Annotated in this window: 24 protein-coding genes and 1 tRNA gene; 7 read left to right on the forward strand and 18 right to left on the reverse strand. The window is 64.6% G+C overall.

Features of this window, described 5'->3' with window-relative positions; translation table 11 throughout:
- Window positions 1-5: 5 nt before the first annotated feature.
- From DUGA2_RS17275 to ybiB, 7 genes are all read right to left on the reverse strand, one after another.
- Window positions 6-84 (reverse strand) — tRNA-Ile (locus DUGA2_RS17275).
- A gap of 104 nt (window positions 85-188) precedes the next feature.
- Entirely contained in the window at window positions 189-2,429 is a 2,241-nt protein-coding gene (gene rpoD, locus DUGA2_RS17280; RefSeq protein WP_070270677.1) for an RNA polymerase sigma factor RpoD, read from the reverse strand.
- Window positions 2,430-2,918: 489 nt separating this feature from the next.
- Window positions 2,919-4,715, reverse strand: coding sequence for a DNA primase (gene dnaG / locus DUGA2_RS17285; protein ID WP_070270679.1), 1,797 nt, complete (start codon window positions 4,713-4,715; stop codon window positions 2,919-2,921).
- Window positions 4,716-4,808: 93 nt separating this feature from the next.
- Complete coding sequence (locus DUGA2_RS17290) at window positions 4,809-5,258, reverse strand: GatB/YqeY domain-containing protein (protein WP_008451877.1); 450 nt, start codon at window positions 5,256-5,258, stop codon at window positions 4,809-4,811.
- A 139-nt stretch (window positions 5,259-5,397) separates the two neighbouring features.
- Window positions 5,398-5,610 (reverse strand): 30S ribosomal protein S21, encoded by a 213-nt coding sequence (rpsU, locus tag DUGA2_RS17295; protein WP_008451879.1) that lies wholly within the window; start codon window positions 5,608-5,610, stop codon window positions 5,398-5,400.
- 194 nt (window positions 5,611-5,804) lie between these two features.
- Window positions 5,805-7,013, reverse strand: coding sequence for an NAD(P)/FAD-dependent oxidoreductase (locus DUGA2_RS17300; RefSeq protein ID WP_070270681.1), 1,209 nt, complete (start codon window positions 7,011-7,013; stop codon window positions 5,805-5,807).
- A gap of 49 nt (window positions 7,014-7,062) precedes the next feature.
- A complete protein-coding gene (ybiB, locus tag DUGA2_RS17305; protein WP_070270682.1) occupies window positions 7,063-8,052 on the reverse strand; it encodes a DNA-binding protein YbiB in 990 nt (329 codons plus the stop codon).
- A 74-nt stretch (window positions 8,053-8,126) separates the two neighbouring features.
- Here ybiB and DUGA2_RS17310 point away from each other — a divergent pair, with 74 nt between their 5' ends.
- A complete protein-coding gene (locus DUGA2_RS17310; protein ID WP_070270684.1) occupies window positions 8,127-9,185 on the forward strand; it encodes a 3-deoxy-7-phosphoheptulonate synthase in 1,059 nt (352 codons plus the stop codon).
- 73 nt (window positions 9,186-9,258) lie between these two features.
- On the opposite strand, the gene DUGA2_RS17315 is transcribed toward DUGA2_RS17310, so the two are convergent.
- A complete protein-coding gene (locus tag DUGA2_RS17315) occupies window positions 9,259-9,573 on the reverse strand; it encodes a hypothetical protein (RefSeq protein WP_070270685.1) in 315 nt (104 codons plus the stop codon).
- A 187-nt stretch (window positions 9,574-9,760) separates the two neighbouring features.
- On the opposite strand from DUGA2_RS17315, the gene tsaD reads away from it, so the two are divergent.
- Window positions 9,761-10,801: a tRNA (adenosine(37)-N6)-threonylcarbamoyltransferase complex transferase subunit TsaD gene (gene tsaD, locus DUGA2_RS17320; protein ID WP_070270687.1), complete on the forward strand. Its 1,041-nt coding sequence runs from the start codon at window positions 9,761-9,763 to the stop codon at window positions 10,799-10,801.
- On the opposite strand, the gene DUGA2_RS17325 is transcribed toward tsaD, so the two are convergent.
- Window positions 10,798-10,983, reverse strand: coding sequence for a hypothetical protein (locus tag DUGA2_RS17325; RefSeq protein ID WP_070270689.1), 186 nt, complete (start codon window positions 10,981-10,983; stop codon window positions 10,798-10,800). The genes tsaD and DUGA2_RS17325 overlap by 4 nt on opposite strands.
- A 163-nt stretch (window positions 10,984-11,146) precedes the next feature.
- On the reverse strand, window positions 11,147-12,052 hold the full coding sequence (locus DUGA2_RS17330; protein ID WP_083296359.1) for a LysR family transcriptional regulator: 906 nt from the start codon (window positions 12,050-12,052) through the stop codon (window positions 11,147-11,149).
- Window positions 12,053-12,156: 104 nt separating this feature from the next.
- On the opposite strand from DUGA2_RS17330, the gene DUGA2_RS17335 reads away from it, so the two are divergent.
- Window positions 12,157-13,017, forward strand: a complete 861-nt coding sequence (locus tag DUGA2_RS17335) for an oxidoreductase (protein ID WP_070270691.1) — start codon at window positions 12,157-12,159, stop codon at window positions 13,015-13,017.
- On the opposite strand, the gene DUGA2_RS17340 is transcribed toward DUGA2_RS17335, so the two are convergent.
- From DUGA2_RS17340 to ybaK, 7 genes are all read right to left on the reverse strand, one after another.
- Entirely contained in the window at window positions 13,014-14,264 is a 1,251-nt protein-coding gene (locus DUGA2_RS17340) for a metal-dependent hydrolase (RefSeq protein WP_070270693.1), read from the reverse strand. The genes DUGA2_RS17335 and DUGA2_RS17340 overlap by 4 nt on opposite strands.
- A gap of 4 nt (window positions 14,265-14,268) precedes the next feature.
- Window positions 14,269-15,003: an AAA family ATPase gene (locus DUGA2_RS17345; RefSeq protein WP_070270695.1), complete on the reverse strand. Its 735-nt coding sequence runs from the start codon at window positions 15,001-15,003 to the stop codon at window positions 14,269-14,271.
- Between the two features lies 1 nt (window position 15,004).
- Window positions 15,005-15,295 (reverse strand): DUF427 domain-containing protein, encoded by a 291-nt coding sequence (locus tag DUGA2_RS17350; protein WP_070270696.1) that lies wholly within the window; start codon window positions 15,293-15,295, stop codon window positions 15,005-15,007.
- 18 nt (window positions 15,296-15,313) lie between these two features.
- Window positions 15,314-16,366, reverse strand: a complete 1,053-nt coding sequence (locus DUGA2_RS17355) for a sensor domain-containing diguanylate cyclase (RefSeq protein ID WP_070270698.1) — start codon at window positions 16,364-16,366, stop codon at window positions 15,314-15,316.
- A gap of 135 nt (window positions 16,367-16,501) precedes the next feature.
- Complete coding sequence (locus DUGA2_RS17360; protein WP_070270699.1) at window positions 16,502-17,152, reverse strand: DsbA family oxidoreductase; 651 nt, start codon at window positions 17,150-17,152, stop codon at window positions 16,502-16,504.
- 77 nt (window positions 17,153-17,229) lie between these two features.
- Window positions 17,230-17,859, reverse strand: coding sequence for a glycerol-3-phosphate 1-O-acyltransferase PlsY (gene plsY, locus DUGA2_RS17365; protein WP_070270700.1), 630 nt, complete (start codon window positions 17,857-17,859; stop codon window positions 17,230-17,232).
- Between the two features lie 59 nt (window positions 17,860-17,918).
- The gene (gene ybaK, locus DUGA2_RS17370; RefSeq protein WP_070270702.1) at window positions 17,919-18,410 is read right to left on the reverse strand and encodes a Cys-tRNA(Pro) deacylase; all 492 of its coding nucleotides are present in this window, start codon (window positions 18,408-18,410) and stop codon (window positions 17,919-17,921) included.
- 111 nt (window positions 18,411-18,521) lie between these two features.
- Between ybaK and DUGA2_RS35020 the strand changes: the two genes are divergently transcribed.
- Window positions 18,522-19,016, forward strand: coding sequence for a hypothetical protein (locus DUGA2_RS35020; RefSeq protein ID WP_373994838.1), 495 nt, complete (start codon window positions 18,522-18,524; stop codon window positions 19,014-19,016).
- A gap of 20 nt (window positions 19,017-19,036) precedes the next feature.
- Window positions 19,037-19,459 (forward strand): endonuclease/exonuclease/phosphatase family protein, encoded by a 423-nt coding sequence (locus DUGA2_RS34530; RefSeq protein WP_373994839.1) that lies wholly within the window; start codon window positions 19,037-19,039, stop codon window positions 19,457-19,459.
- Here the strand turns inward: DUGA2_RS34530 and DUGA2_RS17380 are convergent, their stop codons facing one another.
- Window positions 19,460-21,199 (reverse strand): bifunctional diguanylate cyclase/phosphodiesterase, encoded by a 1,740-nt coding sequence (locus DUGA2_RS17380; RefSeq protein WP_070270704.1) that lies wholly within the window; start codon window positions 21,197-21,199, stop codon window positions 19,460-19,462. It lies immediately after the preceding gene.
- A gap of 231 nt (window positions 21,200-21,430) precedes the next feature.
- Here DUGA2_RS17380 and DUGA2_RS17385 point away from each other — a divergent pair, with 231 nt between their 5' ends.
- Window positions 21,431-22,660, forward strand: coding sequence for an efflux RND transporter periplasmic adaptor subunit (locus DUGA2_RS17385; protein ID WP_070270706.1), 1,230 nt, complete (start codon window positions 21,431-21,433; stop codon window positions 22,658-22,660).
- Between the two features lie 3 nt (window positions 22,661-22,663).
- Window positions 22,664-25,810 carry an efflux RND transporter permease subunit gene (locus DUGA2_RS17390; RefSeq protein WP_070270708.1) on the forward strand — a complete coding sequence of 1,049 codons (3,147 nt, stop codon included), beginning with the start codon at window positions 22,664-22,666 and terminating at the stop codon, window positions 25,808-25,810.
- Window positions 25,811-25,814: the final 4 nt, after the last annotated feature.

Genomic DNA, 25,814 nt, shown 5'->3' on the forward strand with positions numbered 1-25,814 from the left:
TTTATTGGTGGGCCTCCCGTGAGTCGAACACGGCACCAACGGATTATGAGTCCGCTGCTCTAACCAAGCATGAGCTAGAGGCCCAGGGTCTTGCTTTGCGCTGGGGACAGTTGCCAGCCCCTCCTACGCGCGGTCGTTTTTAAAACGAACTCGCGAGGATAAGGGCTAGCGCCGCCACTAGTCAAGTCTTAGTTGCCTTCCAAGAAGCTTTTCAGCTTGTCCGAACGCGATGGGTGGCGCAGCTTGCGCAGCGCCTTGGCTTCGATCTGGCGTATCCGCTCGCGCGTGACGTCGAACTGCTTGCCCACCTCTTCCAGCGTGTGGTCGGTCGACATTTCGATACCGAAACGCATGCGCAGCACCTTGGCTTCGCGCGGGGTCAGCGAGTCCAGCACGTCCTTGACCACGCCGCGCATCGAGGCGTGCAAGGCGGCGTCGGATGGCGCCAGCGTGTTGTTGTCCTCGATGAAGTCGCCCAGGTGCGAATCGTCGTCGTCGCCGATCGGCGTCTCCATCGAAATCGGTTCCTTGGCGATCTTCATGATCTTGCGGATCTTGTCCTCGGGCATCTCCATCTTGATGGCCAGCGTCGCCGGATCCGGCTCGGCGCCGGTTTCCTGCAGAATCTGGCGGGAAATCCGGTTCATCTTGTTGATGGTCTCGATCATGTGCACCGGAATACGGATGGTGCGCGCCTGGTCGGCGATCGAGCGGGTGATGGCCTGGCGTATCCACCACGTCGCATAGGTCGAGAACTTGTAGCCGCGGCGGTATTCGAACTTGTCGACCGCCTTCATCAGGCCGATATTGCCTTCCTGGATCAGGTCGAGGAATTGCAGGCCGCGGTTGGTGTATTTCTTGGCGATCGAAATCACCAGGCGCAAGTTGGCCTCGGTCATTTCGCGCTTGGCCTTGCGCGCCTTCATTTCGCCGGCCGCCATCTGGCGGTTGATGTTGCGCAGGTCCGGCAACGGCAGCACGACGCGCGCCTGCAGGTCGATCAGGCGCTGCTGCAGTTCCTTGATGGTCGGGATATTGCGACCCAGGATGGCGCTGTAGGCGTGCCCTGCGGCCACTTCGCCGTCCACCCATTCCAGATTGGTTTCATTGCCCGGGAAGACTTTGATGAAGTGGGCGCGCGGCATGCCGCACTTGTTCACGGCCACGTCGAGGATCTGCTTCTCGATATGGCGCACTTCGTCGACCTGGCCGCGCAGCGTGTCGCACAGCTTCTCGACCACCTTGGCGGTGAAGCGGATGCCCAGCAGCTCGTACGAAATCGCTTCCTGCGCCTTGACGTAGGCCTTGGAGTTGTAGCCTTCCTTCTCGAAGGCGCGGCGCATCTTGTCGAATTGCAGGGAGATGACGTCGAATTTTTCCAGCGCGGCGTTTTTCAACGCTTCCAGCTGTTCAGCCGAGAAACCTGCCGCGCCGGAGGCGCTCGCTTCTTCCTCTTCCTCTTCTTCCTCTTCTTCCTCTTCCTCTTCGTCCTCTTCCTCTTCGGCCGGCGCGGCCGCTACCGGCGCGGCGACTTCCTCGCTCTCGTCGACCAGGCCGTCGACGATTTCGTCGATCTTGATTTCATCGGCGCGGATGCGGTCGGAGGCGGCGATGATCTCGGCGATCGTCACCGGGCAGGCGGAGATCGCCTGGATCATGTCTTTCAGGCCGTCTTCGATGCGCTTGGCGATCTCGATCTCGCCTTCGCGGGTCAGCAGCTCGACCGAGCCCATTTCGCGCATATACATGCGCACCGGGTCGGTGGTGCGGCCGAAATCGGAGTCGACGGTCGACAGCGCCGCTTCGGCGGCCGCTTCGGCTTCGTCGTCGCTGGTGACGGTGGCGACGTTGTCGGACAGCAGCAGGGTCTCGGCATCGGGCGCGTGCTCGTAGACGGCGATGCCCATGTCGTTGAAGGTGCCGATAATGCCCTCGATCGCTTCCGGATCGACGATATTCTCAGGCAAATGGTCATTGATCTCGGCGTACGTGAGGAAGCCGCGTTCCTTGCCGAACTTGATCAGGGTCTTGAGTTTCTGGCGGCGGCGTTCGAGCTCTTCCTCGGTCGCTTCCGTGTCCGACGAGAAAGCGTCCTTCAGCAGCGCCTTTTCCTTGGCCTTGCGGTCCTTGGCCTTGGCCTTGTCGACCGCCTTCAGCTCGGCGCGTTCGACCGCGTTCAGCGCGGCGACTTCGTCGTTTTCCGGCTGGAATTCTTTCGGCTTGCGCCCGCGCCTGCCCGGCACTTTGACCGACGGCAGCACGTAGCCCGACGTATCAATCGCAGCCAGCGTCGCCGCATCGGTGGTCTGGCTGACCGCCGGCGGGTTGCTGGCGACACGCGTTTCCGATTTGTCCGCCGTTTTAGCGGATTTTGCGGTCACTTTGCTCGGCTTTACAGCCGCTTTGGATTCAGGTTTCTTGATTGGCACAGGCGCTTTCGATTACACAACGACTTGCTTATTTAGGATAAAGTTTCTTGCGGCCCTCTCGGGCCTACGTCTTCGAACTTGCCGACTGCACAAGTGCGACAATACTACGACTTACTTACACCTGGTCGGGCCGATCGACCTCAACAGAACCCCACCCTCTCGGCGGAAATTCTACTGCATCAGACACGTGCGTGGGGGCAAGAAACCATGACTAGGTTAGAAAGCAAACAGAACGTCTGCCGTGCAGCGCCGCCGTAGCGCGCTGCCGTAACCAAAGCTGGCCCTGGCCGCCGACACCCGTTCTTCCATGTCGATCAAGAGCCTAACTTACTGAAAACAAACACACTCTGAACTGAAAAACGATGCCAAAACATACAACACTTAGCGTTTTATTATAGCACGTCACTTTTCAATTTCCAGAGGGCAGAACCCCACTTCTGCCCGCTGCAATCATGACAGAAACATTACTATACAAAACGCCTTACAACATTATCGATTAGCTAACTCCGCCTCCGCTTCGCGCAGCAGCTGATTTTGCTGCGCCGTCAGTTCGCGGTAGCGCACGCCGATCTCGTCGGACGACAATCCCGCCGCGAACAGCTGGCTCAGCTCCTGCTTCAGGGCCTCGGTCTTCACCTGCCGGATAATCCCGCGCAACTCCATCCGCACCGCATCGATATCCGCCTCCGGCTCCTTGGCGATCTCGCCGATCAGCGCGTCGTACTCGTCGCCCTGCGACTTCAGGTGCTGGGCAAAGGCCGCGAAGCCGCCGTTCGGCCCCATCGCCTGGGCCGAGGCCACCAGCTGGACCAGGCGCTCGGCCGGCGCCGCGCCAAAGTAATTGAACGCAGCCAGCGCCGCCTCGTCGATATTCAGCGCCAGCGGCGGATGCGCCACCAGCATGCGCACGATCTGCAACTCCAGCCCGACCGGCACCGGCCGACCGGTGCGCGGCGGCGCCTGGCGAGAGACGGCGACCGGCTTGGCCAGCTCGAACAGCACCTCGATCTCGGACGGCGTGCTCTGCGTCAACTGCGCCAGGCCGCGCACGATCTGCAGGCGCAGCGAGGTCGGCGTCATCGCCTGCAGCATCGGCTTGGCGTCGAACTGGGCGCGGGCCCGGCCTTCCGGACTCTGCAAATCATGCTCGCCCACCGCTTCCTTGACCAGGAACTGCGACAGCGGCATGGCTTCGTGTATTTCCTGCTCGAACGCCTCGTTGCCATAGGTGCGGACATAGCTGTCCGGGTCGTGCTCGGTCGGCAGGAACAGGAATTTGATGGTCTTGTTATCCGTCACGTGCGGCAGACAGGCTTCCAGCGCGCGCCGTGCGGCGCGGCGGCCGGCCTTGTCGCCGTCGAAGCTGAAAATCACCGTGTCGGTTTGACGCAACAATTTCTGTACGTGATGGGTGGTGCAGGCGGTGCCCAGCGTCGCCACGGCTTGCGGGAAACCCATCTGCGCCAACGCCACCACATCCATATAGCCTTCCGTCACCAGCACATAACCCGCATCGCGGATCGCCTGGCGCGCTTCGAACAAGCCATACAACTCGAATCCCTTAGAAAATAAAGGCGTTTCGGGAGAATTCAAGTACTTCGGCTCACCGTGGTCGAGCACCCGGCCGCCAAAGGCGATGACCTGGCCTTTGGTGTTTTTAATCGGAAACATCACGCGCTCGCGGAAGCGGTCGTAGCGTTTGCGGTTGCCGCCGTCCTCGTCCACCTTGTCGATCACCAGGCCGGCTTCGGCCAGCGCCACCGCCTCGTAATCGGGGAAGATGGAGCGCAGGTTGTCCCAGCCGGGCGGCGCGTAGCCGAGGCCGAAACGTGCGGCGATCTCGCCGGTCAGGCCGCGATTCTTCAGGTAGGCGATGGCGTCGGTGGCGCCGCGCAGCTGGGAGCGGTAAAACTCGCTGGCGCGCGTCATCGCCTCGGTCAAAGCCAGGCTCTGCGCGGCCATCTGCGCGCGCTGGGCCGGCGGAATCTTGTCGTCCTGCTCGGGCACAACCATGCCGACGTTCTGCGCCAGGTCCTTGACGGCGTCGACAAAGCCCATGCCGGAGTATTCGATCAGGAAGCCGATCGAGGTGCCGTGGGCGCCGCAGCCGAAGCAATGGTAGAACTGCTTGGTCGGGCTGACCGTGAAACTGGGCGATTTTTCGCTGTGAAACGGGCACAGGCCCATGAAATTCGCGCCGCCTTTTTTCAGCTGCACATAGCGCCCGACCACGTCGACGATGTCGACCCGGTTCAGCAAATCGGAAATAAAGGATTGTGGGATCACAGGCTAGACGGTCTTGTTATGGATCAGACTATACCGCCGCAGCGATCCGGTTTTGAGCCGGATCAAGCTGCGGCGGAGGGAACTGCAACGGCATTATGCCGGGGTCAGCGCTTTCTTGACCAGCGCGGACACCACGGTCATGTCGGCACGGCCGGCCAGCTTCGGCTTGACGATGGCCATGACCTTGCCCATGTCCTGGGGACCGGCGGCGCCCGAGGCGGCCACGGCGGCGGCCACTTCGGCGGCGATTTCCTCGTCCGACAGGCCGGCAGGCATGTAGGCGGTCAGCACCACCAGTTCGGCTTTTTCGATGTCGGCCAGGTCGGCGCGGCCGCCGGCTTCGAACTGGGTGATCGAATCCTTGCGCTGCTTGATCATTTTTTCCACGATGGCCACGGTCTGGTCGTCGTTGACTTCGATACGCTCGTCGACTTCCTTGCGCTTGATTTCAGCCAGGATCAGGCGGATGGTCGCCAGGCGGCCGGCTTCCTTGGCGCGCATGGCGTTTTTCATGTCTTCGGTGATTTGTTCTCTCAGGCCCATGGCGTTTCTTTCAGAAAATTAACGGAGTAAAAATGCGAAAACCCGCTGCGGCGAACCGGAGCGGGTATCTTCCAGATGCAACGAGATACAACCCGAGGCGTAAGCGCCATACTACCGGGTTGAATCTGCAAGAGCAGTCTTAGAACAGTTTTTTCGGCAGTTGCTGGCTGCGGATGCGCTTGTAGTGACGCTTCACTGCAGCTGCCAGCTTGCGCTTACGCTCAGCCGTTGGCTTTTCGTAGAACTCGCGTGCGCGCAGTTCGGTCAGCAGACCGGTTTTTTCGATGGTGCGTTTGAAGCGACGCATTGCGACTTCGAACGGCTCGTTTTCTTTAAGGCGAATAGTGGTCATGTAAAAATTCAAACCGTTTGAGGTTATAGGGAGAAAGAGACTATAGCAGCTTTTGCGGGAAAATGGAAGACGCCTGGCCATCTGAACGGCCAGCCATCAGGCTTTCACTGCAAAAACAACGCGGCGTATGGTGCAATCTTTCAGGAACTTCAACGATTGCGTGACGCCACTAACTTCCAGAGACCGCCAGTATATCAGACTGCTTGCCCCGCCGCCACACCGGATGCCCATGCCCATTGGAAGTTGTAGCCGCCCAGCCACCCGGTCACGTCCACCGCTTCGCCGATGAAGTACAGGCCCGGCACCTTGTTGGCCATCATGCTCTGCTGCGACAGCTCGCGGGTGTCGACGCCGCCGCGCGTCACTTCAGCCTTCTTGTAGCCTTCGGAGCCGTTCGGCGTGATCGTCCACTGGTTGATCGCCGCGCCCAGCTTGCGCAGCTGCGCATCGGGCAAGTCGGCCAGGCGCGCATCCAGCGCGAAGCCGTGCGCCAGCAGCAAGCCTTCCGCCAGGCGCGCCGGCAGCCACTGCGACAGCACATTGCCCAGCTGCTTCTTGATCGTGCCCTTGCCTTCGATCAGCGTGGCCGCCAGGTCCAGCTCGGGAATCAGGTTGATGACGATGGGCGTACCCGGCGTCCAGTACGAGGAGATCTGCAGGATCGCCGGACCGGACAGGCCACGGTGGGTGAACAGCAAGTCTTCGCGGAAGCGGCCGCCGGTCGGGTTGCGGCCCTTGAAGGAGCCGGTTTCCACGTCGACTTCCAGCGCGATGCCGGCCATTTCGACGAACGGCGCCCACTGCTGCGGGTCGAAGGTCAGCGGCACCAGCGCCGGGCGCGGCTCGACCATGCGCAGCGCGAACTGTTCGGCGATGCGGTAGCCGAAGTCGGTGGCGCCGATCTTGGCGATCGACAGGCCGCCGGTGGCGATGACCACGCTGTCGGCCTCGATGTCGCCGGTGTCGGTGTGCAGCAGGAAGCCACCCTCGTCCGCCCGCGCCAGGCTGCTGACCTTGCACGGCATGCGCCAGTGCACGTCGCCGGCGGCGCATTCGTCTTTCAGCATGTCGATGATCTGTTCGGCCGAGTCGTCGCAGAACAGCTGGCCGCGATGCTTCTCGTGGTAGCCGATGCGGTGCTTCTTGACCAGCGCAACGAAGTCGGCGGCGGTGTAGCGCGACAGCGCGCTCTTGCAGAAGTGAGGATTCTCGGACAGGAAGTTGGCCGGACCAGCGTTGATGTTGGTGAAGTTGCAGCGGCCGCCGCCGGAGATGCGGATTTTTTCCGCCAGCTTGGTGGCGTGGTCGATCAGCACCACGCGCTTGCCGCGCTGGGCCGCCGTCGCCGCACACATCATGCCGGCCGCGCCCGCGCCGATTACCGCTACATCAAACTTTGCCATATCAAATCCAATCGTCCAAAGGCGTATTGTACTTGAAGGCCCGGCCTGCTTACTCGATCGGCTCGCTCACCCGCTGGCGCGACTGCAGCGTGCGCGACACCAGCAGGCACTGCGCCACCTGCTCGGCGATCGACGGCGGCACCGGCACGTCGCCGTCCAGCACCGAGCGTATCCAGGCCGCCGTGGTGGCCGCGTCCTTGTCCTCCGGCAGCAGCGGCAATTCGCCCACCGAGGTCTGCTTGGGCACCAGCGTCGTGCGCAGGCCGCCGTGGAACCAGTCGATCTGCTGCGCCTTGTTGGCGTTGGCCACCGTCTCGCCCTCGGTGCCGCGCATCAGGAAGGCGTCGCCGCGCTCCGGCAAGGCCGCCGTGGTGAAGTATTCGCCCAGCATTTCCAGATATTCCGGGTGCGTGTACGACACCAGCCGCAACGCCGGCCCGGCGAACGGCTGCATGATCTTGACCAGCGTGTGGGTCGAATTGCGCACGCCCAGCCGGCGCCGCAGCGACAGCATATAGGCCAGCTTGGGCGCCAGCGTGTCGATGGTGATGAAGGCCGGATGCCCCTGCGACATGGCCTCCTCCGCCTCGGCACGGTGGCGCGCGGCCGGCACGCCCAGCGCCTCGAACACCTCGGCCGTGGCGACGCGGCCGGCGTCGTGCGCCACGCCGTGCACCAGCACCGGCACGCCCTCGCGCGCCAGCAGCATGGCCAGCAGCGGCGTCAGGTTGGCCATCTTGCGGGCGCCGTTGTAGCTGGGGATGCAGACCGGGGCGAACTGCCCGGGCGGCGCGCTGAGCGGCTCGAAAGCGGCCTCGGCCGCATCGAGGAAACCGGCGATCTCCTCCACCGATTCGCCCTTGATGCGCATGGACAGCAAGATGCCGCCCAGCTCCAGGTCGGAAACGCGGCCGTCCAGCATGGCTTGATACAAGTCGTGGGCGTCGTCCCGGGTCATGCTGCGGGCGCCGTTTTTGCCGCGGCCTATTTCTTTGATGAAACGTGCGGCCAGGAAGGGTTCGGGGGATTGTGTCGTCATGGCGTCAGCTTAAACCAGTCCGCCGCATTTCGGCTACACTATCCCTCCCCCGCAATAAATATACGTAGAGAATCATGATTTCCCCAGACATCGAAAACATCAACGTCACCTCGTTCGCGCCGATGCCGTCGCCGGAAGCCTTGCACAGCAAGCTGCCGCTGACCGACAGCGCCTCGGACACCGTGATGAAGGGCCGCGAAGCCCTGCGCAACATCATCGACCGCCAGGACAAGCGCCTGTTCGTGGTCGTCGGTCCATGCTCGATCCACGATCCCGTGGCCGGCCTGGATTACGCCCGCCGCCTGAAAGCCCTGCAAGCCGAAGTGGCCGACACCATGCTGCTGGTGATGCGCGTGTATTTCGAAAAGCCGCGCACCACCACCGGCTGGAAGGGCTATATCAACGATCCGGACATGGACGATTCCTTCCGCGTCAACGTCGGCATGGAAAAGGCGCGCCAGTTCCTGCTGGACGTCTGCGAGCTGGGCCTGCCGACCGCCACCGAGGCGCTGGATCCGATCTCGCCGCAATACCTGGGCGACCTGATCGCCTGGACCGCCATCGGCGCCCGCACCACCGAATCGCAGACCCACCGCGAAATGTCGTCCGGCCTGTCGACGCCGGTGGGCTTCAAGAACGGCACCGACGGCGACATCAGCATCGCCATCAACGCCATCCTGTCATCGGCGCACCCGCACTCCTTCCTGGGCATCAACGCGCAGGGCAATGTGGCGATCGTGCGCACGCGCGGCAACGCCTACGGCCACGTGGTGCTGCGCGGCGGCGACGGCCGTCCGAACTACGATTCGGTATCGATCGCGATCGCCGAGCAAGCGCTGGCCAAGGCCAAGCTGCCGGCCAACCTGGTGGTCGACTGCTCGCACGCCAACAGCTACAAGAAGCCTGAGCTGCAACCGCTGGTGATGGCCGACGTCATCCACCAGATCGTGCAGGGCAACCAGTCGCTGGTGGGCGTGATGATCGAGTCCAACATCGTCGGCGGCAACCAGAAGATCCCGGCCAACCTGAGCGAGCTGAAGTATGGCTGCTCCGTGACCGACGGCTGCATCGACTGGGAAACCACCGAGAAGATGCTGCTCGACGCGCACAAGCAGCTGAAGCAGCGCCCGTAACCCCGCACCCCGCCACGCCCGGGGTCTGACCCCGTACGGGGTCAGACCCCTTTTGCAGTGGGGTAAGCGACGCTCAGACGAAGGCCATCACCCTGGTGGCCACTCCGAAAGACCCCGCTAGCGCCGCCTCGGCCTTGCTGGCCGGGGCGCTCAGTTCATCGAGATCCAGATAGACCTTGCAGTCCTCCACCTTGACCGAATAGCGGCGCGCATGACTGTCGCGCGGCTCGGCATCCGCACACTCCAGCACCGCATGCACCTGCTCCTCGCCAACGCGGAACAGCGCCACGCCCGGCAACTCCTGCCAGGCCAGCCCGCGCGGCACCAGGCGCGCGCCGCTCATGGGCACATCCTTGAGTTTGCAAATCAGCTTCCATTGTCCAGACATCGCTTGCCTCCGTGATCGACTTTTTATAGTGATGTAAGCAAAAGCGGTGCCACGGAAAACGCCCGGCCAGCCCGGGCAAATGGCGAAATGGCGCACTTCGCCAGTGCGGTGCGGACCTGCCGTGGTGCATGCTGGCACGCACTTTCCATTACAATGGCGGATTCCTCTTTTCATTTGTGCACTCTTCATGATCGTTCTCGGCGTTGAATCCTCCTGTGACGAAACCGGCCTTGCGCTGTACGACACGCAACACGGCCTGCTGTCGCACGCCCTGTATTCGCAAGTGGCGATGCATGAAGAGTACGGCGGCGTCGTGCCCGAGCTGGCCTCGCGCGACCACATCCGCCGCGCCATCCCGCTGCTGACGCAGACGCTGGAAGGCGCCGGCAAGTCGCTGGCCGACATCGACGCCATCGCCTACACGCAAGGCCCCGGCCTGGCCGGCGCGCTGCTGGTCGGCTCGTCCGTGGCGTGCAGCCTGGGCCTGGCGCTGGACAAGCCGGTGCTGGGCGTGCACCACCTGGAAGGCCATCTGCTGTCGCCGCTGCTGGCGACGCAACCGCCGGAATTCCCCTTCATCGCGCTGCTGGTATCGGGCGGCCACACGCAGCTGATGCGGGTGGACGGCGTCGGCCAGTACACGCTGCTGGGCGAAACGCTGGACGACGCCGCCGGCGAAGCCTTCGACAAGTCGGCCAAGTTGCTGGGCCTGGGTTATCCGGGCGGTCCCGCGATTTCGCGCCTGGCCGAGTTCGGCGATCCGGCAGCTTACAAGCTGCCGCGCCCCATGCTGCACACCAAGGATTTCAATTTCAGCTTCTCCGGCCTGAAAACGGCGGTGCTGACGGTGGTGAAGAACCACGAGGAAAAAGTCATCGCCAATATCTGCGAGCAGGACAAGGCCAACATCGCGCGCGGCTTCGTCGACGCGATCGTCGATGTGCTGACCGCCAAGTGCGTGTCCGCGCTCAAGCACACCGGCCTGAAGCGGCTGGTGATCGCGGGCGGCGTGGGCGCCAACTCGCAGCTGCGGGCGTCGCTGAACGCGGCGGCAGCCAAGAAAAAGTTCAAGGTCTACTATCCGGAGCTGGAATTCTGCACGGATAACGGCGCGATGATCGCCTTCGCCGGGGCCATGCGCTTGATGATCAACCCGGACGCGGCAAAGAAGGACTACTCGTTCAACGTGCGGCCACGCTGGCCGCTGGACGAGATCAAAGTCGTTTAACCCTGGGCGAAAGCGACTGAGGCGAGTACGGCCAGGCCGGCCAGCGCCAGCAGGTATTTGACCTTGCCCTTGCCCAGACGTACGCCGCGCGCAGCGATGCGCTCGCTGCGCAGACGGTGCTCGTCGGACGACGATTCGTGAACCACGTTATTCGTTGTTTTTTGTTCAGTTGCGGTATTCATAACAGCCTCCATGTTTGTTGATCATCTTCCTTTCTGGAGGGCAATGCAATTGTCGTGCCAACCAACTGGATCAAATTTTGTCCATATGGCAGAATTTTAGGCGCTTTTGTGGTGAGCACGCGACACGATACGGCTGGGCAAGCACCAAATCCGTGCGGGCCGCCTAGCGCGCCGCCAGCCGCTGCGGCGCCCGCTCCGCGACAAAATCGATGAAGTGCCGCACCCGCAGCGGCATCTGGGTGCGCTGCTGGTAGTACATGAACACGCCGTTGTTGCGGCTGGCCGTGTGCGGCAGCAGCGGCACCAGCGCGCCGCTGGCCAGCTCGGCCTCGATCATGAAGACCGGCAGCTGGCCGATGCCCACCCCGCTCAGCACCGCCACCAACTCCCCTTCCACCGTATTGAAGCTGGCCACCGCCGGCACCTCCTGATAGACCGTGGCGCCGTCCACCTGCAACTCCCACGGCATCATGCGGCCGGTGGTCGGACGGCGGAAGCCGGTGCAGCGGTGCCGCTGCAAATCCGCCACCGTCTGCGGCGTGCCGTGCAGCGCCAGGTAGGCGGGCGCGGCGCAGGGCAGCAGCACGATGTCGCCCAGCTTGCGGGAAATCAGGTTGCGCTCGGGCGGACTGCCGGCGCGGAAGCCGACGTCGATCTTGCTTTCCACCAGATCGGTGAAATGGTCGTCCAACTGCAGATCGAAGTGCGCGCCCGGGTAGCGCCGCTGGAACTCCGGCAGCAGCGGGATGATGACGGCGTTGCCGATCGACATGGGTGCGGCCACGCGGATCAGGCCGTCGGCTTCGAGGCGGCTGTTGCGGACCTGGTCCAGCGCCTCGTCCAGCAGGCGCAGGCCGGGGTTGGACAGCTCGAACAGGCGCAAGCCCTCCTCCGTCAGGCTCAGGCTGCGCGTGGTGCGGTGAAACAGGCGCACGCCCAGATGCTCCTCCAGCTGCCGCACCGCCTTGCTGACAGCTTGCGGCGTCAGGCCGGCCTCCACCGCCGCCTGGCTGAAACTCTTGGCGCGCACCACGCCGATGAACAAACTGATGACCCGGGCTTTATCCATATTTACAACCAAAAGGTGATAATCAAACAGCTTTCCTATGGCTAGTGTAGCAGGCGGCGCGTGGCTACACTGGCCTGCATCAACTCACCACAAAGGAAACGATCATGACCGGCACTGCACAAAAAGTATGGTTCATCACCGGCGCGTCGCGCGGCTTCGGCTTGCTGACCGCGCAACAGGCGCTGGCGCGCGGCGACTACGTGGTCGCCACCGCCCGCGATCCGCACAGCGTCACCGCCGCCCTTGGCGAGCACGCGCATCTGCTGGCGCTGCGGCTGGACGTCAAGCTGGAAGCCCAGGCGATCACCGCCGCCCAGCAGGCGGTGGCGCGCTTCGGCCGCATCGACGTGCTGGTCAACAACGCTGGCTACGGCCTGCTGGGCGCGGTGGAGGAAGCCAACGCCGAGGAAGTGCGCGCACTGTACGAGACCAACGTCTTCGGCCTGCTCAACGTCACCCGCGCCGTGCTGCCGGTGATGCGCCGCCAGGGCAGCGGCCACGTCATCAACATCTCGTCGGTCGGCGGTTATTCGGCCTTTGCCGGCTGGGGCGCGTACGCCTCCACCAAGTTCGCGGTCGAAGGCTTGAGCGAAGCGCTGGCGATGGAGCTGGCGCCGCTGGGCATCAATGTGACGGTGGTGGAGCCGGGCTTCTTCCGCACCGACTTCCTCGACGCCTCGTCGCTGATCAGCACCCGCGACCGCATCGAAGACTACGCCGCAACCGTGGGCGCGATGCGCGAGTTCGCGGCCGGCGTCAACCACCAGCAGCCGGGCGATCCGGCCAAGCTGGCGGTCGCCCTGCTGCAACTTGCCGACAGCGCCAAGCCGCCGGTGCGCCTGCAACTGGGCTCGGATACGGTGGAACGCGTGCGCGCCAAAAACCTGTTCGTCGAGACGGAAATGGCGCAGTGGCTGGAGCTGGCGGTATCGACCGATTTCGCCCCGCAGCAAAAGGCCGCTTAAAGTTTGCCGGGCGGGTGGAGCGACAACAGGTCCTCACGTGGATAGCTCCATCCCGGCACGCCCTCGGGACACGGCGCGGCCTCGCCGAAATGCAGCGTCGTGAAATTCCCGCGCGGCGTGGCGGCGAAGCGGTAGTCGGCCAGGTCGCTGGTCGGCAGCATCAGCGCCGGCAGGCGGGCAAAGCGCAGCCAGGCATCGACCTGGCAGTTCTTGTCCTTCAAAATGCGCAGGGCCGGCAGGCTGGCCAGCACCGCGCCGAATTGCTGCACGGCGGGCGACAAGGCCTGCTTCGTTTCAGGCGCGCCGACCAATCCGGCAGGACAAGCCAACGGCGCCAGCCACTCCGGCGCCAGGCTGGCGACGCCACGCCGCAGACGATAGTAGCCCTGCTTCTCGTTGGCCTCCACGCTGGCATACGCCCAGCACAAAGGCTGCGACGGAAACGCCGTCATCGCCACATCCATCACGCGCACCGATGGATCGGCGTTCAGCAAGGCAGCGGTGATCTGCTCGCGGCCCGCGCGCGACGCCACGCCCTGCACCGCGATGAAGCCGGCGCTGACGGCCAGCGCCAGCAGCAAGCCCGCACGGCCACGCGTACCGGCGCGCAACTGCGCCGCGCCGCAAGCCGACGCAATCAACAGCAGCGCGGCGAACGAAGTCCACGCCAGATAACCTTTGGCCGCAAACACCACCAGCGCCGCGAACAGGCAGGCCAGGCCGAGCATGCGCAGCCAGCGCCAGCGCATGATGAGCGCCATCGGCACGCCGACCGCCACCCAGAACAAGGGCTCGACGATGAACACCATGTCGCCGTAGAACCAGCGCCCGTCGAATGGATACCAGGGATGGATGCCGTAGGAATTGGTAAAGTCCATCAGCAGATGCAGCGCAAGCCCCAGGCCCACGCTCAGGGCCAGGCCAAGCCGCGCCGTGCGACTGGCCTTCAACAGCGCGCGTGCCGACGGCCAGCATAGCCACAGCAAGGCCGCCAGCAGCAAAGCCTGCGGCAACGCCAGCAAGGCCGTATGCGTATGGCCGCGATGATGCAGCAGGTAGCCCAGAGGATTGGGCAGCAGCTTGGTCAGGAACAGATCAAGGTCGGGAAAATTACTGGCCAGCGCGCAGGCCACCAGCAACAAGCGGTGCCGCACCTGCTGCGACGGCGCATCCGCCTCGTCGGGCAGGCTGCGGTGCACCACTTCGCCAACGCCGAAACCGATAATGCTGTGAGTGATATTGTCCATGGACCTATTCGGGTTTGAGCAGCTGTTCCAACCGCCGCGGATAGTGATTCAGGAAATCACGCGTGATGGCGTAATGCTCGGTATCTTCGTAAGCGACTTCGGTAATGCCGGCGCCGTCGAACAGCAGTATCTTCGCGTTCGGATAGGCCAGCAATATCGGCGAATGGGTGGCGATGATGAATTGCGACTCGTCTTCCACCAGCCGATGGATCGCCGTCAGCGCCGCCAGTTGGCGGTTGGGCGACAGCGCCGCTTCCGGTTCATCGAGCAGGTACAGGCCCTTGCCTTTGAATTTATTCAGCAGCACCGCCATGAACGCCTCGCCGTGCGAGCGCGAGTGCAGCGAGCGGCCGCCATAGTCGCCCAGATAGCCCAGTTCATCCATGTAGGTGGCGACGTTGTGGAAGCTCTCGGCGCGGAAGAAGTAGCCGTCGCGCGGCGTGCGAAAACTTTTGGACAGCTTCAAGGCCTCAAACAGCGGCGCGTCTTCGCGCGCCGTATTCAGGCGCACGTTCCTGGTGCCGCCCTCCATGCTGAAGCCCAGCGCCAGCGCGATCGACTCCAGCAGCGTCGATTTGCCGGCGCCGTTCTCGCCGATGAAAAAAGTCACATCCGCGTGAAAGCCAATCGACTCCAGGTTGCGCACCGCTGGCACCGTGTACGGATGCTGGTCCCAGTCGACGTGATCGCCGAACAGCGCCGTAATCCGTTGCAGATACGGCTTGGCCTGCAAGCCCATGCTAGCGCTGCACCTCGACGCCGCGCCAGAACGCCACGTGGTCCTTGATCTGCGCGGCCTTTTCGGACGGCTCGGGGTAGTACCAGGCGGCGTTCTCGTTGACCTTGCCGTCGACGTTCAGGCTGTAGTAGCTGGCCAATCCCTTCCACGGGCAGCGCGTGGTGTGCGCGCTGGCTTGCAGGTACTCCTTCTTCACGCTCGATGGTGGGAAGTAGACATTGTTCTCGACGATTTGAACCTCGTCGTCCCGCGCCTGCGCGATGACGACGCCGTTCCAGCTTGCTGTAGGCATGGGACTTCCTTCTCGGTGTCAGTTGGGAGAGCACTCCACGCGATTGCGGCCCGCGTGCTTGGCGTGGTACAGCGAGGCGTCGGCCTGGCGCAGCAGGCTTTCCGCATCGGCGATTTCCATGTGGTCGAACGAGGCCACGCCCAGGCTGGCCGTCACCGGCAGCAGGCGCGGACCGGCGTAGTGGACTTGCGCTTCGATCTTGGCGCGCAGGCTCTCGGCGAACTTGCAGGCGCCTTCGACCGGCGTGTTCGGCAGGATCACGCACAGCTCTTCTCCACCATAGCGGCCCGGCACGTCGATCACGCGCACGCTCTCGCGCAGCAGGCGGCCGACGCTGGCCAGCACCTGGTCGCCGACCGCATGGCCGTATTCGTCGTTGATGCGCTTGAAGTGGTCGAGGTCTATCATCACCGCCGACAGCGGCGAGCGGAAACGCTTGGCGCGCGCCGTCTCGAACTTCAGGCGGTGCAGCAGCGAGCGGCGGTTGTGCAGGCCGGTCAGCTCGTCGGTGGTGGCCAGCTGCTCCAGCTCGCGCACCGTGGCTTCCAGCGCCTTCTCGTTGGCGCGCAGTTCGATCAGCGCCATCACCTGGCGGGCCAGCTTGACCAGCGTGGCGCGCTGCTCGGGATTGAGGCCGCCGGGCTTGGTGTCCATCACGCACAGCGTGCCGATGGCGAAGCCGTCGGACGAGGTCAGCGCCACGCTGCTGTACATGCGCATGAACGGCGCGTCGACCGTCAGCGCCATGCCGGCGGTGCGGAAATCCTGCGTCAGGTCGGGGATCTCGGTGGCGGCCTCGCCCAGCACCGCCAGCGAGCAGTAGCTTTCGCCGCGCGGCAGCTCGCCCATCTGCATGCCGGTGCAGGACTTGATCCAGACACGCTCGGCGTCGACCAGCGAGATGAAGGCGTAAGGCACCTCGCACACCCTGGCGGCCAGCTCGGTGAGGAAGCTGAAGTCTTCGCAGGCGGGGGTATCGAGGATGTGGTAGCGGTGCAGTGCGGCCAGCCGGAACTGGTCGGCCTGCGGACGGGCGATGGAGAGTGTATGTACTTTTTCTGCGGCCAGCATAGGCCTCCCTGTAGCGACGTCGATTTTCTTGTAGGGTACCCGGCGTGGCACGGGTCCGAGCTATGGTGCTACCCGACCAGTTTATCGCAAAACAGGGACGGCGGGAGCACTTGCCCCCGCCGCTTGCGGCATTTTTTAAGCCGCTTGCGCCATGATCTCGCGCAGCGCCTTTTCGAACACGGCGGCCGGCTGGCCGCCCGAGATCAGGTGGCGCTCGTTGATGATCACGGCCGGCACCGAGTTGATGCCGTGGCGCTGGAAGAACTGCTCGCGCTCGCGCACCTCGTCTGCGTAGCGGTTCGCCTGCAGCACTTCGGTGGCGACATCGACATCCAGCCCCACTTCGCCGACCACGCGCAGCAGCACCTCGTGCGAGCTCGGATCGTCGCCCTTGGTGAAGTAGGCGCCGAACAGCGCTTCCTTCAGCTCCTTCTGCTTGCCTTCCAGCTCGGCCCAGTGCAGCAGGCGGTGGGCGTCGAAGGTGTTGTAGATGCGGCTGCGCTTGCCCATGGCGAAATCGAAGCCGACTTCGGCGCCGCGGGCGCGTATCATCTCGCGCGCCTGTTCCTGCTGCGACGGCGTCGAGCCGTATTTCTCGCTCAGGTGCTCGACTATGTCCTGGCCTTCGGGGCCCATGTTGGGATTGAGTTCGAAAGGCTGGAAGTGCATGCTGACGGCGGCTTCGTCGCCGATATTGGCCAGCGCCTGGTCCAGCGACTTGAGGCCGATGGCGCACCATGGGCAGGAAACGTCGGAGACGAAATCGATCTTGAGGGTAGTGGTCATGCTGTGCCTTTGCTAAACGATGTTTCAGCATATGGCGACGCCCGGCGCAAAATCAAGCGCCGGGACGGGGGATGGCCTTACTTTTTGCGGGGTTTGACCGCTTCCTTGCTCTTGCTGCCGATGCGGCTTTCCTTGCCGGCCAGCAAATTCGAGATGTTCTTGCTGTGACGGAAAGCCAACAGTGCGCTCATGGCGAACACCGCGAACAGCTGCGGTTCGACGCCGAACAGCAGGCCGTAGTAGAACGGCGCGAACAGCGCCGCCACCAGCGCCGCCAGCGACGAGTAGCGGAAGGCGTAGGCCACCGCCAGCCAGGTCACCAGGGTGGCCAGGCCCAGCCACGGGTTCAGGCCCAGCAGCACGCCCAGCGCGGTCGCCACGCCCTTGCCGCCGACAAAGCGGAAGAACACCGGCCACAGGTGGCCCAGGAACACCGCGATCGCCACCAGCGCGATGGTGGCGTCGCCGATCTGCAACTGGTCCTGGTAGCGGATCGCCAGCCATACCGCCAGCCAGCCCTTGGCGCCGTCGCCGATCAGGGTCATGATGGCAGCGCCCTTATTTCCGCTGCGCAACACATTGGTGGCGCCCGGGTTTTTCGAACCATAGGTGCGGGGATCGGCGATGCCGAACAACTTGCTCATGACGACGGCAAACGAGATCGAACCGATCAGGTAGGCGGCGACGGTCATCCAAACTGTATTCATTGTTTCCTCAAAAGTAGTCATGCGCCCGTTGGGGGCCGCTGAATATACACTGTCGCGCCTCAATCGGCCAGAGCGCAGTGCACCGGCCTGGCCTGCAACAGCTCGACCAGCACCTGCGGCGCGATGCCGACCAGATAGCCCCTCCTGCCGCCATTGATATAAATCGTTTCCAGCCCAAGAATGCTATCCTCGACGTACACCGGCAGCACCTTGCGGGTGCCGAAGGGCGAGGTGCCGCCGATCTGGTAGCCGCTGTGGCGCGTGGCCACCTCCGGCTTGCACGGCTCGACCGACTTGCAGCCGATGCCGCGCGCCAGGTTCTTGGTCGAGACCTTGCAATCGCCGTGCATCAGCACAATTAATGGTTTGGCGGCCTCGTCCTGCATGACCAGGGTCTTGACCACCGCGTGTTCGTCCACGCCCAGCTCGCGCGCGGACACCGTGGTGCCGCCGTGCTCTTCGTAGTCGTAGGGGTGCTCGCTGAAGACCACCTTATGTTTGCGCAGCATTTGCGTTGCCGGGGTCTCGGAGATGTGCTCTTTTTTAGCCATGCGTGTTACGCTGCTTGTGAAGTAGTGTTCGATCGGGAGTTTCTAATTATGCAGCAGGAAATTCGCTTTGCCACTTTCAATGTTTGCAATCTTTCCCAGCCTGGGGCGAAATTGTACGACAATCTGCCGCCGTTGACGCCGGCGGACTACCAAGCGAAAGTCCTGTGGACCGCGCAGCAGCTCGACCTGCTCGACGCCGACGTGGTCGGCCTGCAGGAAGTGTTCTCGCTGGCGGCGATGCGCGACGTGCTGTCCCACAGCAGCCGCTACCGCGAAGCCACGCTGGCCGGCTTCGACCCCGCGCCCGATCCGCACACCGGCGCCGCGCGCCTGCTGCCGCAGGTGGCGCTGATCTCGCGCCTGCCGCTGGCGCAACCGGCCGCCGAGTACAGCGTACAGCGCCCTTCCCCGACGGCGTGCGCTGCGCCGGCAGCCGCGACGCCGACCGCTTCGCCCGCGCGCCGCTGCACGCCCAGGTGCTGCTGCCGGACCAGCGCATCGTCGACGTCGTCGTGGTCCACCTCAAGTCCAAGCGCCCCGACTACAGCAGCGGCGACGACTACGCCGACCCCTTGCTGTACGCACAGGCCAACCTGCGCTCGCTGATACGGCGCGGCACCGAGGCGGTGGCCCTGCGCGCCCTGCTCAGCCAGCTCGAAAGCCGCGCGCGCCGGCCGCGCGTGGTGCTGGGCGACTTCAACGACACGGCCGACGCCGTCACCACCGCCATCGTCATGGGCTCCGGCGCGGCCGGCCTGCCGGGCGAGGAGCTGAGCGGCCGCATGTTCGACTGCAACCAGATCCAGCTGGGCCGCGACACCTTGCGCCACATCGGCTACACCAACATCCACGAGGGCCACTACATGACCATCGACCATGTGCTGGTGTCGGAGGAATTCAACCCCGCCTCGCGCTACGCGGTGGGCGAGGTGCTGGACGTGACCTATCTGAACGACCACCTGCTGCTGCACCGGCCGGAGGCGTCCGACCACGGCCAGGTGCTGGTGCGGCTGCGCCTGTTCGGCGCGCGCGACCACGCCGCCGCGTAGTCAGGCGCCGTCCAGCAAGCCATCCAGGCCGTCGAGCCAGCCGTTCTGCCGCACATAGTAGCCCTGCACCTGGTGGCAGCCGTGCTGCGCCAGGAAGCGCAACTGCGCCTCGGTCTCCACGCCCTCCGCCAGCACCGTCAGGTCCAGGCTGCGCGCCATCGCGATAATGGCCGTCACCACCGTCGGCGGCGTCGCGCCGTCGGCCGCGCCGTCGATGTCGCCGATGAAGGTGCGGTCTATCTTCAGCTTGTTGAACGGATACTCGCGCAGGTGGCCGATGCGCGTGTAGCCGGTGCCGAAGTCGTCGATCGCCAGCCGCACGCCCAGCTGCCGCAGCGCCCCCAGCGTGGCCGGCGCGGCGGCGCCATGCTGCATGATGACGGCCTCGGTCAGCTCCAGCTCCAGCAGTTCCGGCGCCAGGCCGGCCGCCGCCAGCGCCCGGTCGACGCCGGCCGCCAGGTCTTTTTGCAGGAACTGCGTCGGCGACAGGTTGACCGCCACCGCCAGCGCATGGCCGGCCTGCTGCCAGCGGCGCGCTTCGCGGCAGGCCTGCTCCAGCACCCACTGGCCGATCGGCACCATCAGGCCGCAGGCCTCGGCCACGCCGATGAAGCGCTCCGGCCGCAGCAGGCCCAGCGTCGGATGGCGCCAGCGCAGCAGCGCTTCCGCCGCCAGCGGCAGGCCGCTGGCGAGATCGACCTGGGCCTCGTACTCCAGCACGAACTGGCGTTCGCGCAGCGCGCGCTGCAAGTCGTTTTCCAGCGCCGCCCGCTCGACGATCAGCGCATTCATCTCGGCGCTGAAGAACTGGAAGCCGTTGCCGCCGTTTTCCTTGGCGTGGTACATGGCCAGGTCGGCGTGGCGCACCAGGGTGTCGAGGTCGGCGCCGTCGTCGGGAAAGATGCTGATGCCGATCGACGCGCCCACGTTCAGCCGGTACGGCTCCAGCACGAATTCCTGGCCCAGCGTATTGAGCACGGCCGCCGCCACGTGGGCGACCTGGTCGATGCCGCCGATCTCGGGCAGGATGATGACGAACTCGTCCCCGCCCTGGCGGCTGACGGTGTCGACGCTGCGCACGCAGCCGCGCAGCCGCAGCGCCACTTCCTGCAACAAGCGGTCGCCGACGTGGTGGCCCAGCGTATCGTTGATGTTCTTGAAGCGGTCGAGATCGAGGAACAGCAGGGCCAGCCGGCTGCGCCGGCGCCGCGCCGCCGCCAGCGCCAGCGTCAGGCGGTCGAGCAGCAGCACGCGGTTCGGCAGGTCGGTGAGGAAATCGTGCTCGGCCAGGTGGCGGGTCTGCTCCGCCGGCCGGCGGTCGGCGACATCGGCCAGCAGCCCCAGATACAAGGCTAGTTGCTCCTGCTTGCGGGCCGAAATGTCGCGGATCGCCGCACACAGGCGTTGCGGGCCAAGCGCCGTCAACACCACGTCGGCCCAGAACTGGCGGCCGCCGCACCCCACCCAGCACCATTCGAAGCGGCGGTTGCCGTCGCGCAGGGCGTCGGCCTGCAAGTCGGCCAGCGCGCGCGTCGACAGCACGCCCTCGGTTTGCTGCAATGGTGACAAATCGGCCAGATTGCGGCCCGGCAGCCGCTGCGCGCCGTTGCATTCGAACAGCGCCAGCGCCGCCGGATTGCAGTCGACAATGCAGCCATCCTGCAACACCAGCAAGGCGTCGCTGGTGTGCTGGTACAGCGCGCGGTAGTCCGCACTCGGATTGTCGTCTGCTTGTGCCACGTGGCCCTCTCCGGCGTCGCGCCTTCTCAGGCCTTGCTCATTCTTGCCCTTGGGGCGAATGGCTCATTGACCTCCCTCAAACGCGCTCGATCCCGCGTTTTCGCAGTTCATCCGCATTTTCGCGCCGCCCATCGCATTTTTCTGGAAGTTCGCCTTGCAAATACCTACAGTGACACCATGCGCAAATCAGCACAATCCTGCGCCGTGGCGACCTTTTAATAGAAGAACGATATGAAACTTGAAACCTTGCCCGTCTCCCCACAGCCCACCGCGAGCCGCAAGCGCTGGCGCAAACCCCTCGCAGTGCTGATCGTGATCGGCCTGGCCGGCGGCGGCTGGACCGTCATGCACGGCAAGAAAGAGGCGCCGCCCGCGACCGCGCAGGCAGGCAAGGACGACAAGAAGAAACAGGAAGTCTTCGAATTGGCCAGCGGCGATATCGCGGCCATCGATGCCCGGTCATTGGCGGTCAGCTTGCCCTTATCCGGCTCGCTGGCGCCCCTGAGTTCGGCCACCATCAAGTCCAAGGTCTCGGGCGTGGTGGAGGCCACCACGGTGCAGGAGGGCATGGCGGTGTCGGCCGGCCAGGTGCTGGCCCGCATCGACCAGTCCGACCTGCGCGCCCGCCTGCAGCAGCAGCAGGCCATGCTCGACGAAGCCCAGGCCAAGCTGTCGCTGGCGACCAAGAACGAGTCCAACAGCGGCGCCCTGCTCAAGCAGAAATACATTTCGCAAAACGCCTACGATTCGACGCAGAACAGCGTCGACCTGGCGCGCGCCAACGTCAAGTCGGCCGCCGCGATGGTGGAGATCGCCCGCATCGCGCTCAACGACGGCGTGATCAAGGCGCCCATCAGCGGCGTGGTCAGCAAGCGCCACGTGCAGGCCGGCGAGAAGCTGGCGCCGGACATGCCGGTCTACAGCATTGTCAACCTGGCCGAGCTGACACTGGAGGCGCAGGTGCCGGCCTCTGAAATCCCGCGCGTGAAAGTGGGCCAGGACGTCAAGTTCAAGGTCGACGGCTTCCAGGGCCGCGCCTTCGCCGGCAAGGTGGCGCGCATCAACCCCGCCACCGAGGCGGGCTCGCGCGCCATGCTGGTCTACATCTCGGTCAAGAACGAGGACAGCGCGCTGCGCGCCGGCATGTTCGCCAAGGGCAGCATCGTCACCGACCGTTCCGCCGTCATGCCCATCGTGCCGCTGCCGGCGCTGCGCACCGACAAGGGCCAGCAGGTGGTGTACCAGATCGTACAGGGCAAGGTCGTCGCGCAGCCGGTCAAGCTGGGCCTGCGCAACGAGGACGAAGGCTATGCCGAGGTGGTCGAAGGCCTGCAGCCGGGCGCCAGCGTCATCGTCTCCAAACTCGACAGCGTCAAGCCGGGCAGCCAGGTCAAGCTGCCGGCGAACGTCGCCACGCCGGCGCAGCCGCCGAAGTCCGCCATGCTGGCGCAGAAGGACTAAATCATGTGGATCACTAAAACCAGTATCCAGAACCCGGTCTTCGCCACCATGGTGATGGTGGCGCTGGTCGTGCTGGGCCTGTTCTCCTACCGGGGACTGGGCCTGGAGGCCATGCCCAACGTCGACATTCCCGGCGCGCTGATCGAGGTCAACTATCCGGGCGCGTCGCCGGAGGCGGTGGAGAACGACATCACGCGGCCGATGGAGGACGTGGTCAACACCGTCAGCGGCATCAAGACGCTGCGCGCCAACTCGTGGGAAGGCCGCGCCGGCCTGTACATCGACTTCGAACTGTCCACCAATATGGACAAGGCGATGCAGGACTTGCGCGACAAGGTGGCGCAGGTGCGCCCGCGCTTCCCGAAGGAAGCCAAGGATCCGTTCATCGTCCGCTTCGAAGGCGAGAACAGCCGCCCGATCGCGCAGATCGGCCTGACCGCCACCGACCACACGCTGCGCGAACTGTCGACCATGGCGGACCAGCTGATCGGCAAGCGCTTCCAGGGCGTGGCCGGCGTCGGCCAGGTGCGCCTGAACGGCACGGCCTCGCGCCAGATCCTGATCAGCCTGCGTCCCAACGACCTGACCGCGCAGGCCATCGGCGTCGATGAAGTGATCGCCGCGATCCAGGCCACCAACACCAACCTGCCGGCCGGCTCGATCAGCTACGGCGCCACCGAACAGCTGGTGCGCATCGAAGGCAAGATGAAGGATGCGCGCGACTTCAACAAGATCATCGTCGCCCGCCGCGCCAACGGCCCGGTGTTCCTGGAGCAGGTCGCCACGGTGATCGACGGCGCGCAGGAAGAGCTGTCGGTCTCGCGCCTCAGCGGCAAGCGCGCCATCACCATCGACATCACCAAGGTGCAGGACGCCAACGTGGTCGAGGTGGGCCGCCGCATCCAGAAAGTCGCCGCCGATCTGCAGAAGACGCTGCCGGCCGACATCACGCTGACCGTGCTCAACGATGAATCGCTGAAGGTGCAAAGCCAGCTCGACAACGTGAAGGAAACCATCATCGAAGGCGCGGTGCTGACGATGATCATCGTGTTCCTGTTCCTGCACTCGTGGCGCTCGACCATCATCACCGGCCTGACCTTGCCGATCTCGGTGATGGCCAGCTTCATCGCGATGAAATTCTTCGGCTTCACGCTGAACTTCCTGACGCTGATGGCGCTATCGCTGTGCATCGGCCTGCTGATCGACGACGCCATCGTGGTGCGCGAAAACATCGTGCGCCACCTCGGCATGGGCAAGAACCACCGCCGCGCGTCGGAAGACGGCACCAACGAAATCGGCCTGGCCGTGATGGCCACCACCTTCGCCATCGTCGCCGTGTTCATCCCCGTGGCCTTCATGCAGGGCGTGATCGGCCGCTTCTTCCTGCAGTTCGGCGTCACCGTCGCGGTGGCCGTGCTGGTGTCGCTGTTCGTCAGCTTCACGCTGGACCCGATGTTGTCGTCGGTGTGGCCGGACCCGGTCAAGGACCGCTTCAAATACGTGCCGTGGCTGGGCCGCTTCATGCACTGGCTGGAAGGCGGCGTCGAAGCGCTGCACGTGGTGTACGGCAAGGTGCTGGCCATCGCGCTGCGCTGGCGCAAGCTGACCTTGGCCTTCGCCGCCGCGCTGTTCGCCTCCAGCCTGATGCTGGTGCCGATGATAGGCGGCGAGATGTTCCCCGACCAGGACAACGGCTGGATCAACCTGCGCATGAAGACCCCGGTCGGCTCCAGCCTGGAGTACACCGACAACAAGGTGCAGCAGGTCGAGCAGGCGCTGAAGGAGTTCCCCGAAATCGCCAATGTGATCTCGGTGGTCGGCACCCAGGACGGCCGCAACACCGCGCAGATCGACATGAAGCTGCAGGACCGCAAGACCTACAAGCGCCGCTCGCAGAAGGAGCTGGAAGGCGCGGTGCGCGCGCGCCTGAGCAAGATCGCCGGCATCACCATGTCGGTGGGCTGGAAGCCCATCTTCATCGCCATCCTCGGCACCGACGAAGGCAAGCTGGACGCCGTGGCCCACCGCCTGATGGACAAGATGCGCAAGATCAAGGGCGTGGCCGACCTGGAGTACAGCCAGGAAGGCGCCAACCCGTCGACCACGGTGAAGATCAACAACGAGCTGGCCAGCGACCTGGGCCTGACGGTGCAGCAGATCGGCACCGCGCTGCGGCCGTTCGTGGCGGGCGACACCACCAGCCACTTCCTGGCCGACGATGGACAGAACTACGACGTCAACGTGCAGTTGCCGAAATCGGGCCGGCAGAAGATCGCCGACCTGGCCGACCTGTCGCTGGCCTCCAGCAAGCTGGGCCCCGACGGCCGGCCGGTGATGGTGCCGCTGCGCCAGGTGGTGGACTTCGTACCGTCGTTCAGCCCGCAGGTACTCAAGCGCCAGGCGCTGCAACGCCGGGTGGCGGTGTATGCCGGTGTCGAAGGCCGTCCGGGCGGCGACGTCGACAGCGACGTCAAGAAAGCCATGAAGGAAATCGACCTGCCGGCCGGCGTGCGCTTCGACGTCGGCGGCAACGCGCAGGAAATGGAGGAGAGCATGACGTCGGCCATGGTCGCGCTGGGCATCGCGGTGATCTTCATCTACCTGGTGCTGGCTTCGCAGTTCGGCAGCTTCCTGCAGCCGGTGGCGATCATGATGTCCCTGCCGCTGTCGCTGATCGGCGTGCTGGTCGCGCTATTGATCACGGGCAGCACGCTGAACATCTTCTCGGTGATCGGCTTCATCATGCTGATGGGCCTGGTAACGAAGAATGCGATTCTGCTGGTGGACTTCACCAACCACGCGCAGCGGGGCGGCATGGGCCAGTACGAGGCCATCATGTCGGCCGGCCAGGTGCGGCTGCGTCCGATCGTGATGACGACGCTGGCGATGGTGTTCGGCATGCTGCCGATGGCGATCGGCATGGGCGACGGCGGCGAGACGCAGGCGCCGATGGGCCGCGCGGTGATCGGCGGCGTGATCACCTCCACCCTGCTGACCTTGGTGGTGGTGCCGGTGGCCTACACCTACCTGGACAGCCTGGGCAAGCGCTGCGCCCGCTTCTTCAAGGGCAAGGCGCACGAGGAGGAAGCGGCGCTGCAGGACGCCATCGAACCGCTGCACGACGTCAAGGCCCGCAACGAAGTGGCCTGATCGG

The sequence above is a fragment of the Duganella sp. HH101 genome (genome assembly GCF_001758795.1).
GTDB classification, from domain to species: domain Bacteria; phylum Pseudomonadota; class Gammaproteobacteria; order Burkholderiales; family Burkholderiaceae_D; genus Rugamonas; species Rugamonas rivuli.

Excerpts from the sequence above, each read along its gene's own strand:
- DUGA2_RS17290 (WP_008451877.1), bottom strand. The coding sequence starts at position 5,258 with ATGGGCCTGAGAGAACAAATCACCGAAGACATGAAAAACGCCATGCGC.
- rpsU (WP_008451879.1), bottom strand. The coding sequence starts at position 5,610 with ATGACCACTATTCGCCTTAAAGAAAACGAGCCGTTCGAAGTCGCAATG.
- DUGA2_RS17300 (WP_070270681.1), bottom strand. The coding sequence starts at position 7,013 with ATGGCAAAGTTTGATGTAGCGGTAATCGGCGCGGGCGCGGCCGGCATG.
- ybiB (WP_070270682.1), bottom strand. The coding sequence starts at position 8,052 with ATGACGACACAATCCCCCGAACCCTTCCTGGCCGCACGTTTCATCAAA.
- DUGA2_RS17310 (WP_070270684.1), top strand. The coding sequence starts at position 8,127 with ATGATTTCCCCAGACATCGAAAACATCAACGTCACCTCGTTCGCGCCG.
- DUGA2_RS17315 (WP_070270685.1), bottom strand. The coding sequence starts at position 9,573 with ATGTCTGGACAATGGAAGCTGATTTGCAAACTCAAGGATGTGCCCATG.
- tsaD (WP_070270687.1), top strand. The coding sequence starts at position 9,761 with ATGATCGTTCTCGGCGTTGAATCCTCCTGTGACGAAACCGGCCTTGCG.
- DUGA2_RS17325 (WP_070270689.1), bottom strand. The coding sequence starts at position 10,983 with ATGAATACCGCAACTGAACAAAAAACAACGAATAACGTGGTTCACGAA.
- DUGA2_RS17330 (WP_083296359.1), bottom strand. The coding sequence starts at position 12,052 with ATGGATAAAGCCCGGGTCATCAGTTTGTTCATCGGCGTGGTGCGCGCC.
- DUGA2_RS17335 (WP_070270691.1), top strand. The coding sequence starts at position 12,157 with ATGACCGGCACTGCACAAAAAGTATGGTTCATCACCGGCGCGTCGCGC.
- DUGA2_RS17340 (WP_070270693.1), bottom strand. The coding sequence starts at position 14,264 with ATGGACAATATCACTCACAGCATTATCGGTTTCGGCGTTGGCGAAGTG.
- DUGA2_RS17345 (WP_070270695.1), bottom strand. The coding sequence starts at position 15,003 with ATGGGCTTGCAGGCCAAGCCGTATCTGCAACGGATTACGGCGCTGTTC.
- DUGA2_RS17350 (WP_070270696.1), bottom strand. The coding sequence starts at position 15,295 with ATGCCTACAGCAAGCTGGAACGGCGTCGTCATCGCGCAGGCGCGGGAC.
- DUGA2_RS17355 (WP_070270698.1), bottom strand. The coding sequence starts at position 16,366 with ATGCTGGCCGCAGAAAAAGTACATACACTCTCCATCGCCCGTCCGCAG.
- DUGA2_RS17360 (WP_070270699.1), bottom strand. The coding sequence starts at position 17,152 with ATGACCACTACCCTCAAGATCGATTTCGTCTCCGACGTTTCCTGCCCA.
- plsY (WP_070270700.1), bottom strand. The coding sequence starts at position 17,859 with ATGAATACAGTTTGGATGACCGTCGCCGCCTACCTGATCGGTTCGATC.
- ybaK (WP_070270702.1), bottom strand. The coding sequence starts at position 18,410 with ATGGCTAAAAAAGAGCACATCTCCGAGACCCCGGCAACGCAAATGCTG.
- DUGA2_RS17385 (WP_070270706.1), top strand. The coding sequence starts at position 21,431 with ATGAAACTTGAAACCTTGCCCGTCTCCCCACAGCCCACCGCGAGCCGC.
- DUGA2_RS17390 (WP_070270708.1), top strand. The coding sequence starts at position 22,664 with ATGTGGATCACTAAAACCAGTATCCAGAACCCGGTCTTCGCCACCATG.